Origin of the sequence: Streptomyces sp. NPDC059564, from assembly GCF_042735575.1 — a bacterium.
Taxonomy (GTDB): Bacteria; Actinomycetota; Actinomycetes; order Streptomycetales; family Streptomycetaceae; genus Streptomyces.
Genome location: NZ_JBHWBP010000051.1, coordinates 23,526 through 35,596, shown reverse-complemented (window position 1 = coordinate 35,596; position 12,071 = coordinate 23,526). Strand labels below are relative to the sequence as shown.

The window sequence follows — 12,071 nt, the reverse complement described above, 5'->3', positions numbered from 1 at the left end:
GAACCCCAGGGTGCTGCGCCCCGGACCCCTTCGGGGGCTCCGCCCCCAGAACCCCGCAGGGCTACGCCCCCAGAACCCCGCGGGGCTACGCCCCGGACCCCTTCGGGGGCTCCGCCCCCGGACCCCCGCGCCTCAAACGCCGGCGGGGCTGGAATGCCGTGCAGCACCGCGTCGGGGTTCGGGGAAGCGGGGATGGGGAGGCGGGTGCCGTCGGGGAGGACCGCCGCGTGGGGGACGGTTTCGGTTGGGATCAGGCTCGCGGTGAAGACGCCGTACGGCTGGGCCGGGCCCGGTGGGGCGGTGATGTGGAAGCCCGGGTAGCTGGCGAGGGCCAGTTCCACCGCCGACGCGGTCAGGGCGCGGCCCACGCAGTCGGGGGACGGGTCGCGGACCACCAGGCGGAGCAGGGCGCTGGCCGTTTCCTCGGTGGCGGCGTCCTCGTGGTCGGTCCGGGCCAGGGTCCAGTCGGCGGAGGCCACCCCCGCGAGGGGTCCGGCGAGCTGTTCGCGCACCAGGGCGGCCTTCGCCTCGATGTCGAGGCCCGTCAGGACGAAGACGATCTCGTTGCGCCAGCCCCCGATGCGTGTCACGCCCACCTTGAGGGTGGACGGCGGCGGCTCCCCCACGGTCCCGCTGATCCGTACCCGGTCGGCGCCGTCGGGGCGCAGCCGTACGGTGTCGAGGCGGGCGGTGACGTCGGGGCCGAGGTAGCGCGCGCCCTGGGTCTCGTACAGGAGCTGCGCGGTGACCGTGCCACAGGTGACGGCCCCGCCCGTGCCGGGGTGTTTGGTGATGACCGCCGAGCCGTCCTCGGAGATCTCCGCGAGCGGGAAGCCGGGGCGCCGCACGTCGTGGGCGGTGAAGAAGGAGTAGTTGCCACCGGTGGCCTGGGTTCCGCATTCCAGGACGTGTCCGGCGACGACCGCCCCCGCCAGCCGGTCGTGGTCGTCGGGGGCCCAGTCGAACCACCAGGCGGCCGGGCCGCTGACCAGGGCGGCGTCCGTGACCCGGCCGGTGACGACCACGTCCGCGCCGGCCCGCAGGCAGGCGGTGATGCCCGCGCCGCCGAGGTAGGCGTTGGCGGTGAGCGCGCCGTCCTCGTACGGCATGAGGTCGTCGCCCTCGACGTGCGCGACGGCGACGGGCACGCCCGCCTTGGCGGCCAGCTCCCGTACGGCGTCGGCGAGTGCGGCGGGGTTCAGGCCGCCGGCGTTCGTGACGATGCGTACGCCCTTCTCGTGGGCGAGGCCCAGGCAGTCCTCCAGCTGCCGCGGGAAGGTCTTGGCGTAGCCGAGGCCGGGGTCCTTGAGGCGGTCGCGGCCGAGGATGAGCATGGTCAGCTCGGCCAGGTAGTCGCCGGTCAGGACGTCCAGCGGGCCGCCGGTCAGCATCTCGCGCAGGGCGCCGAGCCGGTCCCCGTAGAAGCCGGAGGCGTTGCCGATGCGCAGCGGGCGGCGGCTCATCGGGCCCCCCGGGGTGCGCGGCCGGGGCCCGCCGGGCCCGCGAAGGCCTGGGCGAGGTCCAGCCAGCGGTCGGCGTCGGGGCCGGTGGCGGTGAGGGCGAGGTCGGCGCGGTGGGCGCGCTGGGTGACCAGGAGGCAGAAGTCGAGGGCGGGACCGGTGACGCGCTGCGGGGCGTCGGCGGGCCCGTACGCCCACACCTCCCGGCCGTCCGGGGCGTCGAGCTCGACCCGGAACTCCCCGGCGGGCAGCGGCAGTCCCCGTACGGCGTACGCGTAGTCGCGGGCCCGTACGCCGATCCGCGCGACGTGCCGCAGCCGGCCGGTCGGGATCCGGTGGACGCCGAGGGCGTCGGCGACGTCCTGGCCGTGCGCCCAGGTCTCCATCAGGCGGGCGCTGGCCATCGAGGCGGCCTTCATCGGGGGCCCGTACCAGGGGAACCGGGCTCCGGGGGAGGCTGCGGCGAGCGCCGCGTCGAGGGCGCGGCGGCCTTCGCGCCAGTGGGCGAGCAGTTCGGCGGGGGCCAGTCGGGCCCCTTCCTCTGCGCCCTCGTCGACGAAGGTGCCGGGTGACTTCAGGGCTTCCTCGGCCTGCCGGGCGAAGCCGTCGGCGTCGGTGAGGGCGAGCAGCGCGGCCCGGTCGGTCCAGTGCAGGTGGGCGATCTGGTGGGCGATGCTCCAGCCGTCGGCGGGCGTGGGGCGGGCCCATGCGGGGGCGGGCAACTCGGCCACCAGGGCGTCGAGTTCCCCACCCTCCTCCCGGAGATCGACGAAGACGGCGACGGCGGACGGATCGGGCACGGGCGTGCTCCCCTCTCGGCGTGAGGGGAACACTGGCAGCCTCCGTTAAAACAATCAAGCATGCTTGCATGATTTTCGCCAAGCCCGCCCGATTCCCGCCACCCCCGCCAACTCCATGGCCATGGAACGGAGTTGACCCCTGCCCCCGTCCCGCCCGGGCGACGCCCTCCCCGCCGCCGGGGTGATTCCGGCCGTACGCCGGGAAGCCACGGAACCTTCACCGGCCGCGCCCCGATACTGAGGGCTCCGCTCGCTCGCGCAGCCACATCCGAACACGTCCGCGCCCATCGACGACGAGGATGAAACGCCGTGTATCCAGCAGCCTTCTCGCTCCATCCCGAACTCGACGCGACCGCCCTCGCGGCCTTCGCCGCCGCCCTGGAGAGCGGCGACCTCGCCGGACTGCCGCCCGCGCGCGCCGCCGAGGTGGAGGCCGTACGGGACGTCGCGGTCTTCAGCCGCGGCAAGGTGGCCGGCACCGGCGGGGACCTGCTCGACGCCGCCCTGTGGCGGCACACCGGCCCGGAGCCCCGCCCGGTGGTCGTGATGCCCGCGTCGTGGACGCAGCTGGGCTGGGTGCTGTACGCCGTCCAGGCCAGCGTGTTCGCGGCGCGCGGCTACGACGTCCTCGCCTACACCGCCCGCGGGTTCGCCGCCTCCGAGGGCCAGGTGGACGCCGCCGGGCCGCTCGACGTGGCCGACGGCAGCCGCGCCCTGGACCACCTGCTGGAGCGCACGGCCGGACCCGTCACCAGAGTCGGGATCCTCGGGCACTCGTACGGCTCGGGCATCGCCCTGCTCGTCGCCGCGCACGACAGCCGGGTGGACGCGGTGGCGGCGCTCAGCGCGTGGGGCGACCTCGGGGAGGTGTTCTACGAGAACTCCACCACCCGCGCCTCCGCCGTCCAGGCCCTGTACGCGGCCGCGGCCCGGGCCCGGCTGAGCCGGCGGACCGAGCGGGTCCTGGAGAACGTCCTGGCCGGCCGGGAGACCGGGGAGACCCTGCGGTGGGCGGAGCAGCGCTCGCCCCTCAGCCACGTCAAGGAGCTCAACCGGCGCCACGTACCGGTGTTCCTCTCCCACGCCTGGCACGAGACGCTCTTCCCCGTCAACCAGACCCTGGAGACGTTCAACGAACTCACCGGCCCCAAGCGCCTCGACCTCTCCCTCGGCGACCACGCGGGCCCGGAGGCGACCGGCCTGCTCGGCCTGCCGAACCGGATCTGGACCGACGCCCACCGCTGGTTCGACCACCACCTGAGGGACATCGGCAACGGCATCGCCGACGAGGGGCAGGTCCTCGCCGAGGTGATGTGGAGCCGGACCCTCGAACCCCACCCGACCTGGCACGCCCTCACCCGGCGGACGCGCCGCCTCCACCTCACCGGAGGCGGCGAGCTGGCCGACCTGCCCGAGCCGGGCTGGACGGCCGGCGTGGTGTGCGGGGTGGACACCCCGGCGCGGGTCGCCGACGCGCTCGTGCGCTCCGGGTACGCGGAGCTGGCGGGCCGGCCGAAGGTCTACCCGACCGGCGACATCGACCGTGCGGTGGCCGCCGTCTGGGCCTCCGCCCCCGCCCGGGAGACCACCCGGCTGCGCGGCACCCCCCGGCTCCGCGTCACCTACCGGGCCGCGAACCCGGGCTCCTCGTTCGTCGCGTACCTGCTGGACCTGGCGCCCGACGGTTCGGCGCGCCTGGTCTCGCACGCCCCGTACAGCGACCTCGGCTCGGCCCCCGACAGCCTGATCAGCGCCGACCTCGACCTCCAGGCCACCGCCTACGACGTCCCGCCCGGCCACCGCGTGATGCTGGTGGTGACCGGGCGGGACCCCTTCTACGGTGACGCCAACCTCCCCCGTGCCACGCTGGCGTTCACCTCCCCCGATCCCACCCCCTCCTACCTGGACCTCCCCCTGGCCTGACCCCCGTGCAGGTCAGGGGGCGAGGTGCCCGACGGTGGGGGCCACGGGGCCGAAGACGTCGGCGATGGTGGTCAGGGCGGCCGTCTGGAGGGCGGCGGCGGGGACGAGGGTGCCGTCGGGCGCGGCCAGGGACCGGGTGGCGGTCGCCTCGGCGACGACGGTGGGCCGGAAGCCGAGGTTGAAGGCGCCCTGCGCGGTGAAGGTGACGCACATGTGGGTCATGAACCCGGCCAGCACCAGGTCGGGTCCGGCACCCAGGTCGCGCAGGGTCTTCTCCAGTTCGGTGGCGTGGAAGGCGTTGGGGACCCGCTTGACCACGACCGGCTCGCCCTCGGCGGGCGCCACTTCGGGGCTGATCGCACCGAGCTCGGAGGTGAGGTCGTAGCCGGCGTCGGCGACGTGGATGACCGGGGTGCCGGCCGCACGGGCGGCGGCGAGCAGCCGGGCCCCGGCGGCCAGGGCCTCTTCGGCGCCTTCGAGGGCCATCACGCCGGAGCGGTAGGTGTTCTGGAAGTCGATCAGGATCAGGGTGCTGTCGCCGAGGCGGGGCAGCGTGTTGTCGAGGCCTATGACGTCGCGCAGGCTCTTGGAGGCGGTCATGGGAGGGGTTCCTTTCGGTACGTGCGAAGGCATGGCGAAGCCACCGGGCTCGCGTGCCGGGCATCGGGAAGCGTTCGAGGAAGAAGAGGAAGGAGAGGAAGGAGAGGAAGAAGCGGTCAGGAAGCGGTGCGGAACCGGCGCCGGTAGGTCGCCGGAGTGGTGTTGATCTGCTTGCGGAAGGCGCGGTGCAGGGTTTCCACCGAGCCGAGCCCGGTGGCCGCCGCGATCCGCTCCAGCGGCTCGTCGGTGGTCTCCAGCAGCCTGCGGGCCGCCTCGACCCGGGCGGCCTCCACGTACACGGCCGGGCTGGTGCCGGTCTCCTGCCGGAAGACCCGGGCGAAGTGACGCTCGCTCAGGCACATCCGCCCGGCCAGCGCGGCCGCCGACAGATCGCCGTCGAGGTGCTCGGTGACGAACACCCGCAGCTCGTCGATGTCCCGGCGGGCCGCCGCGGGGCTGCTGAGCGGCACGCTGAACTGGCTCTGGCCGCCCTGCCGCCTCAGGTACATCACCAGCTGCCGGGCCACGGCCAGCGCGAGCTCCTCGCCGTGGTCCTCGGCCACGAGGGCGAGGGCCAGGTCCATGCAGGTGCTGATGCCCGCCCCCGTCCACACCCGGCCGGAGCGGACGAAGATCGGATCGGCGTCGACCCGTACCCGCGGGTGGTCGGCCGCGAGCTGCGCGGCGGTCGACCAGTGCGTGGTCGCCCGCCGGCCGTCCAGCAGCCCGGCGGCCGCGAGCAGGTGCGCCCCCACGCACACCGACGCGATCCGCCGGGCGTGCGGGGCGGTGTCCCGCACCCACTCCACGACGGTGTCGTCGACCCGGGCCACCGGGCCGTCGGGGCGGAGTTCCACCGCGCCGGGGACCAGCAGCGTGTCCACCGCGGCCCCGACCTCCCCGAAGGTCAGGTCCGCCAGCAGCCGCACCCCGGCCGAGGTGACGACCGGGCCCGGTGCGGGGGCCGCCAGGCGGACCTCGTAGCCCGCCCGGCCGCCGGTCTCCCGGTTGGCCAGGGCGAAGACCTCGGCCGGGCCGGTGACGTCGAGCAGGTCGACGTCGGGGAAGACCGCGATCACGACGCGGTGGGGAGTGGGCATGCGTCCATGGTCACGGCCGCGCCCGATGGCCGCAATGACGGCTCTCTGTCACATCCGGACACGGCGGACGCGGCGGACACGAGCGTCCGCGCCGCCGGACCCGTTCAACAGAGCGGCCCCGGCCCGGGCGGCTCCGCGCTCACAGCGCCTGCGCCTGCGCCTGCGCCTTCTTGCCGATCTGGGAGCGGACCGCGCCCATGCTGGCCGCGATCACCAGGGCGATGGCGGCGGCGTCGAGCACCGACATCGCCTGGTGCAGCACCAGGAACCCGGCGCTCGCCGCGATGGCCGGTTCCAGGCTCATCAGGATCGCGAAGGTCGGGGCGGGCAGCCGCCGCAGCGCGAGCAGTTCCAGCGTGTACGGGAGCACGGAGGACAGCACCGCCACGCCCAGGCCGAGGGCGAGGGTGCTCGGGACGAGGAGGTCGGAGCCCGCCTCGACCACGCCCAGCGGCAGCGAGATCACGGCCGCCACCGCCATCGCCAGGGCCAGCCCGTCGGCCTGCGGGAAGCGGCGGCCGGTACGGGCGCTGAAGACGATGTACGCGGCCCACATCGCGCCCGCTCCGACCGCGAAGGCCGCACCGGCCGGGTCGAGGGAGCCGAACCCGAAGCCGCCCCCGCCGTGCCCGGACAGCAGGACCACGCCGGCCAGGGCGAGGCCCGCCCACAGCAGGTTCACCAGGCGGCGCGAGACGATCACGGACAGGGCCAGCGGGCCGAGGACCTCCAGGGTCACGGCCGGGCCGAGCGGGATGCGGTCGATGGCCTGGTAGAAGAGGCCGTTCATGCCCGCCATGGCCACGCCGAAGGCGACGACCGTGCCCCAGTCGGAGCGGGTGTAGCCGCGCACCTTCGGCCGGCACACGACCAGCAGCACCAGCGCCGCCGCGGCGAGGCGCAGGGTGACCACGCCGGCCGCGCCCGCCCTCGGCATGAGGGTGACCGCGAGGGCGGCCCCGAACTGCACCGAGACCCCGGCCGAGACCACGAGCGCGACCGGGCCGAACCGGGTCCGGGCGGAGGCCGGAGCGGAAGGGGGCGCGGAGGCGGCGGGTGCGGTCGTGGTGGGGGTCGTGGTCGTGGTCTTCGGGGACGAGGAGGGTGCGGGCATGAATCCAGACTAAGGGGTGCGTAAGGACCGTCCCGGAGTGTTCTGCCTTACAGCGCCTCCGCCAGGAGCTCCGCCAGGTGGCGGGCCCGGTGGCCCGGGGACAGCTGCGCGATCTGGGTGCGGCAGGAGAACCCGTCCGCGAGGACCGCGGCGTCCGGCCCGGCGGCGCGCAGCGACGGCAGCAGCTGTTCCTCGGCACACGCCACCGAGACGGCGTGGTGGCCGGGTTCGAAGCCGAAGTTGCCCGCGAGGCCGCAGCAGCCGCCGCTGAGCTCCCCGGTGAGCCCGGCGCGCTCGCGCAGCCGGCGGTCGGCGGCGTCGCCGAGGACGGCGTGCTGGTGGCAGTGGGTCTGCCCGGCGACGGGCCGGTCGAGGCGGGGCGGCCGCCAGTGCGGGGCGTGCTCCTCCAGGGTCTCGGCGAAGGTGCGGACGGCTGCCGCCAGGCCGGCCGCGCGGGGGTCGTCGGGGAGGAGGGCGGGCAGGTCGGTGCGGAGCGCTGCCGCGCAGCTGGGTTCGAGGACCAGCACGGGTTCCCGTACCTCGCCGAGGGCGTCCAGGGTGCGGAGCAGAACCTTGCGGGCCGTGTCGAGGCGGCCGGTGGAGACGTAGGTCAGGCCGCAGCAGACCCGGCCCCGGGGGACGGTCACCGTGAGGCCGGCCGCCTGGAGGACCCGTACCGCGGCCCGGCCGGCCTCGGGGGCGAGGTACTCCGTGAAGGTGTCGGGCCACAGGGTCACGGCGGAGCCCTGCGGGCGGCCGTCCCCGACCCGCCCTTCCCCCATCCCCCAGACTCCGTCCGGGGGATGGGGGAAGGGCGGGGAGGGGACAGGCTCCGCGGAGCGGGAGAAGCGGCGCCACCAGCGGGTGAACGGGGCCGGGGCCAGCCGGGGCAGGGGGCGGGAGGGCTCCAGGCCCGGGAGGCGGAGGTGGCGGGACGCACGGTTGAGGGGGCGGGCCAGCCGCAGGGCGGCGATCAGGCGGAGCCAGGCCGGGAGGCCGCCCAGGGCGTAGTGCGCGAGCGGGCGGATGCGGCCCGCCCAGTGGCGGTGCAGGAACTGCGACTTGTACGTGGCCATGTCCACCCCGACCGGGCAATCGCTGAGGCAGCCCTTGCAGCCCAGGCACAGGTCAAGGGCCTCGGCGACCTCCTCCGAGCGCCAGCCGTCCCGTACGACCTCCCCGGCCAGCATCTCGTGCAGCAGCCGGGCCCGGCCGCGCGTGGAGTGCCGTTCCTCGCCCGTGGCCCGGTACGAGGGGCACATCACCGCCGCTCCGCCGACGTCCACCGAGCGGCACTTCGCGACGCCGACGCACTTCGCGACCTCCCCCGCGAAGGGGGTCCGGGGCAGCACGGCGAAGCGGAGGTTCTCGTCGAGCCGGGCCGGGCGGACCAGCATCCCGGGGTTCATCCCGCCCGCCGGGTCCCACACGTCCTTGTACGCGCCGAAGAGGCCGATGACCTCGGGCCCGTACATGCGCGGCAGCAGTTCCGCGCGGGCCTGCCCGTCGCCGTGCTCCCCGGACAGGGAGCCGCCGTGGGCCACCACCAGGTCGGCGAGCTCCCCCGAGAACGCCCGGAAGCGGGCCACGCCGCCCGCGGTCACCAGGTCGAAGTCGATCCGGACGTGGACGCAGCCCTCCCCGAAGTGCCCGTACGGGGACCCGCGCAGCCCGTGCCGCGCCAGCAGCGCCCGGAACTCCCTCAGGTACGGCCCCAGCCGCGCGGGCGGCACCGCGCAGTCCTCCCAGCCCGGCCAGGCCATACTGCCGTCCGGCAGCCGCGTCGCCGTGCCGGCCGCGTCCTCCCGGAGCCGCCACAGGGCCCGCTGCCCGGCCGGGTCGGTGACCACCAGCGCGTCGAGGGCGTCGGCGGCCCGTGCCAGGGCCCGGGCGGCGCCCTCGTCCGGCATCTCCACGAACAGCCAGGCCCCGCCCCTCGGGAGTCCGGCGGCCCCGCGGACCAGGTCCTCGGCCATCCCCTCGACGGTGAGCGGCCGGTGCGGCAGCAGCCCGGCGGCCGCGTCCGCCGCCGCGCTCTCGTCGGCGTACCCGAGGACGACGAGCACGGGCGCGGCCGGGAGCTCCACGAGCCGCACCACGGCCTCCGTGACCACCCCGAGGGTGCCCTCGCTCCCGCAGAAGGCCCGGGCGAGGTCCGTGCCCCGCTCGGGGAGCAGCGCGTCGAGTCCGCCGTAGCCGGAGATCCGGCGGGAGAAGCCGCCGGCCATCCCCGTCCGCAGGGTCGCCAGGTTGCCCTCGACGAGTTCCCGCAGGCCCGGCGGGGCGCCCGCCCAGCCCCGTCCGATCCGGTGCGCGGCGCCCCCGTAGGCGGTGACGGCGAGCTCGGCGACGTTGTCGGCGGTGGTGCCCCAGGCCACCGAGTGGGCCCCGCACGCGTTGTTGCCGATCATCCCGCCGAGGGTGCAGCGGGAGTGCGTGGACGGGTCGGGCCCGAAGGTCAGCCCGTGGGGGCGCACGGCGTCCCGCAGCCGGTCGAGGACCAGCCCGGGCTGGACGACGGCGGTACGGGCGGCGGGGTCCACCGACACGAGGGCGTCCATGTGCCGGGTGAGGTCGAGGACCACGCCCGTACCGGTGGCCTGTCCGGCGATGGAGGTGCCGCCGCCGCGCGGTACGACGGGCACCCCGGCCCCGGCGCAGACCGCGAGGGCGGCGGCGACGTCGTCGGCGTCGCGCGGGGCGACGACGCCGACCGGCACGCGGCGGTAGTTGGAGGCGTCCATGGTCACCAGCGCCCGCGCGGCGGCCCCGAAGTCCACCTCCCCGCGCACGTTCGCCCGCAATGTCCGTTCGAGGTCCCCGGGTGACGTCACGGCGTCCAGCCTGCCACCGCCGCGGCGCGTCTCATCGGGTGGACGCGCCTCCGAAAGGCGGTACGGGACCCGATACGCTCCGCTCGTGGCTGAGATCCAGATTCCCGCTGACATCAAGCCCGCCGACGGACGCTTCGGCGCGGGCCCCTCCAAGGTGCGGACCGAGGCGCTGGACGCCCTCGCCGCCACCGGTACCTCCCTGCTCGGAACCTCACACCGCCAGGCCCCGGTCAAGAACCTGGTCGGCTCGGTGCGCCAGGGACTCCGGGACCTCTTCTCCCTCCCCGAGGGCTACGAGGTGATCCTGGGCAACGGCGGCTCCACCGCCTTCTGGGACATCGCGACGCACGGGCTGATCGAGCAGAAGTCCCAGCACCTCACCTTCGGCGAGTTCTCCTCGAAGTTCGCCAAGGCCGCGAAGCTCGCGCCGTGGCTGGACGAGCCGTCGGTGATCTCCTCCGAGCCGGGCACGCACCCCGAGCCGGTCGCCGAGGCGGGCGTGGACGTGTACGCGTACACGCACAACGAGACCTCGACGGGTGTCGCGGCGCCGGTCGAGCGCGTCGCGGGCGCGGACGCCGGTTCACTCGTCCTGGTGGACGCGACCTCGGGCGCCGGTGGTCTGCCGGTGGACATCACCGAGACCGACGTCTACTACTTCGCCCCGCAGAAGTCCTTCGCCTCCGACGGCGGCCTGTGGCTGGCGGCGTTCTCCCCGGCGGCCCTGGAGCGCGCGGCGCGCGTGCACGCCTCCGGCCGGCACATCCCGGAGTTCTTCTCGCTGCCGACGGCGATCGACAACTCGCTGAAGAACCAGACGTACAACACCCCGGCGCTGTCCACCCTCTTCCTGCTGGACCAGCAGCTGGAGTGGATGAACTCCCAGGGCGGCCTGGAGTTCACGACCGGCCGTACGGCGGCCAGCGCGCGCAACCTGTACGGCTGGGCGGAGGCGTCGAAGTACGCCACCCCGTTCGTGCAGGACGCCGCCAAGCGCTCGGCCGTCATCGGCACGATCGACTTCTCGGACGAGATCGACGCGGCCGCGGTCGCCAAGGTGCTGCGCGCCAACGGCATCGTGGACACCGAGCCGTACCGCAAGCTCGGCCGCAACCAGCTGCGCGTCGCGATGTTCCCGGCGATCGACCCGGCGGACGTGCAGGCGCTGACCGCGTGCGTCGACTACGTGATCGAGCAGCTCTGATCCCGTCCGTCCGCGTGGAGCCCCCGGTGACCCCGTGTCGCCGGGGGCTCCGGCGTTCCCGGGACTTTGGTCCCAAAAATCGGGGCAAAGAGCCCGCAAACGGAGGTGCCGCGCCCGCCGCGTGGCCTGCGCGTTCGCGCCTCGGGACCTTCGGCAGGGGGCCTGCGGGGCCCGGAGGCTGACTGCAACCAAAACGCCCAGGATGTCCCTCATGTCTGGTGTGCCGGAAAAACCCCCGGCCCGTTCAGGAGGAAACCCCATGCGCAAGGCACTCACCATCGTGGGCGTGGCCCTCGCCTCGACGATGGCCATCGGCGCCGCCGCCCCCGCGTTCGCCGCCGCGACGACGGCCCCGGCGACGCCCCCGGCGAGCTCCGGCACCCACACCGGAGACGTCCGGCTCACGCTGCCGTCCTCCCCCGTCAAGCCCGGCGACGCCATAAGCGTCGGCGTCCTGGCCCCGGCCGGCTCCCGGTTCAGCGTCTCCTCCGCGGCGCTGGACAGCGTGAAGCTGAGCGAGGACAAGGGCGGCTGGAGCGGCACCGGCACCGTCGCCCGCGTCAAGGACGGCAGCTACGGCGTCTCCCTCGTCGGCACCGGCCCCGACGGCGCGAAGATCCAGGCCAGCGCGCGGCTGAACGTCGGGGCGGGCACCCCGAAGCCCACCCCGGCGCCGTCCACCGTCCAGCTCTCCAAGGACTTCGGCCGCCCCGGCGACAAGGTCGTCATCACCGTCAAGACCTCCGAGAAGGACGCGTACGCCTCCTCGCTCGCCTTCGCGGGCGGCCGCGTCAGCCTCAAGGGCGACGGCAAGGGCACCTTCACCGGCACCGCGACCGTCGCGGGCAACGTGAAGTCCGGCTACTACGGGGTCGACGCCTTCGCGGGCGGCAAGAAGTTCGACACCGTGAAGTTCTCCACCGAGGCCAAGCGGGGCACCCCCGACGCGAAGCCGCACGAGACCTTCCGCGGCTGAGCCCGCCCCCACCGACGAGGTCTACGGCGACACCCACGGCAAGGCCGAGCTCCGCCTGAT

The 12,071-nt window shown here is 74.9% G+C and carries 9 protein-coding genes; 3 read left to right on the top strand and 6 right to left on the bottom strand.

All coding sequences use genetic code 11. The annotated features are described in order from the left end of the window. Both ACFV0Q_RS12475 and ACFV0Q_RS12470 read right to left on the bottom strand, forming a co-directional pair. On the bottom strand, nucleotides 1-1,463 hold a 1,463-nt coding region (locus ACFV0Q_RS12475; RefSeq protein ID WP_385004310.1), incomplete at its 3' end, for an acyclic terpene utilization AtuA family protein. Next, complete coding sequence (locus ACFV0Q_RS12470; RefSeq protein WP_385004308.1) at nucleotides 1,460-2,260, bottom strand: TIGR03084 family metal-binding protein; 801 nt, start codon at nucleotides 2,258-2,260, stop codon at nucleotides 1,460-1,462. The genes ACFV0Q_RS12475 and ACFV0Q_RS12470, both read right to left, overlap by 4 nt. A 309-nt stretch (nucleotides 2,261-2,569) precedes the next feature. On the opposite strand from ACFV0Q_RS12470, the gene ACFV0Q_RS12465 reads away from it, so the two are divergent. Continuing rightward, nucleotides 2,570-4,183, top strand: a complete 1,614-nt coding sequence (locus ACFV0Q_RS12465) for an alpha/beta fold hydrolase (protein WP_385004306.1) — start codon at nucleotides 2,570-2,572, stop codon at nucleotides 4,181-4,183. Nucleotides 4,184-4,195: 12 nt separating this feature from the next. On the opposite strand, the gene ACFV0Q_RS12460 is transcribed toward ACFV0Q_RS12465, so the two are convergent. The 4 genes from ACFV0Q_RS12460 to ACFV0Q_RS12445 all read right to left on the bottom strand — a co-directional run bounded on the left by ACFV0Q_RS12460 (nucleotide 4,196) and on the right by ACFV0Q_RS12445 (nucleotide 9,831). Continuing rightward, the gene (locus ACFV0Q_RS12460) at nucleotides 4,196-4,783 is read right to left on the bottom strand and encodes an isochorismatase family protein (protein ID WP_385004303.1); all 588 of its coding nucleotides are present in this window, start codon (nucleotides 4,781-4,783) and stop codon (nucleotides 4,196-4,198) included. A gap of 116 nt (nucleotides 4,784-4,899) precedes the next feature. Continuing rightward, nucleotides 4,900-5,883 carry a GlxA family transcriptional regulator gene (locus ACFV0Q_RS12455; protein WP_385004301.1) on the bottom strand — a complete coding sequence of 328 codons (984 nt, stop codon included), beginning with the start codon at nucleotides 5,881-5,883 and terminating at the stop codon, nucleotides 4,900-4,902. Nucleotides 5,884-6,022: 139 nt separating this feature from the next. Beyond that, on the bottom strand, nucleotides 6,023-6,997 hold the full coding sequence (locus ACFV0Q_RS12450) for a DMT family transporter (RefSeq protein WP_385004299.1): 975 nt from the start codon (nucleotides 6,995-6,997) through the stop codon (nucleotides 6,023-6,025). A gap of 47 nt (nucleotides 6,998-7,044) precedes the next feature. Further along, a complete protein-coding gene (locus tag ACFV0Q_RS12445; protein WP_385004297.1) occupies nucleotides 7,045-9,831 on the bottom strand; it encodes an FAD-binding and (Fe-S)-binding domain-containing protein in 2,787 nt (928 codons plus the stop codon). Between the two features lie 85 nt (nucleotides 9,832-9,916). Between ACFV0Q_RS12445 and serC the strand changes: the two genes are divergently transcribed. Together serC and ACFV0Q_RS12435 are read left to right on the top strand one after the other, a co-directional pair. Continuing rightward, nucleotides 9,917-11,035, top strand: a complete 1,119-nt coding sequence (gene serC / locus ACFV0Q_RS12440) for a phosphoserine transaminase (protein ID WP_385004295.1) — start codon at nucleotides 9,917-9,919, stop codon at nucleotides 11,033-11,035. Nucleotides 11,036-11,294: 259 nt separating this feature from the next. Further along, nucleotides 11,295-12,011, top strand: a complete 717-nt coding sequence (locus ACFV0Q_RS12435; RefSeq protein WP_385004293.1) for a hypothetical protein — start codon at nucleotides 11,295-11,297, stop codon at nucleotides 12,009-12,011. Nucleotides 12,012-12,071 lie beyond the last annotated feature (60 nt).

Excerpts from the sequence above, each read along its gene's own strand:
- ACFV0Q_RS12460 (WP_385004303.1), bottom strand. The coding sequence starts at position 4,783 with ATGACCGCCTCCAAGAGCCTGCGCGACGTCATAGGCCTCGACAACACG.
- ACFV0Q_RS12455 (WP_385004301.1), bottom strand. The coding sequence starts at position 5,883 with ATGCCCACTCCCCACCGCGTCGTGATCGCGGTCTTCCCCGACGTCGAC.
- ACFV0Q_RS12450 (WP_385004299.1), bottom strand. The coding sequence starts at position 6,997 with ATGCCCGCACCCTCCTCGTCCCCGAAGACCACGACCACGACCCCCACC.
- ACFV0Q_RS12435 (WP_385004293.1), top strand. The coding sequence starts at position 11,295 with ATGCGCAAGGCACTCACCATCGTGGGCGTGGCCCTCGCCTCGACGATG.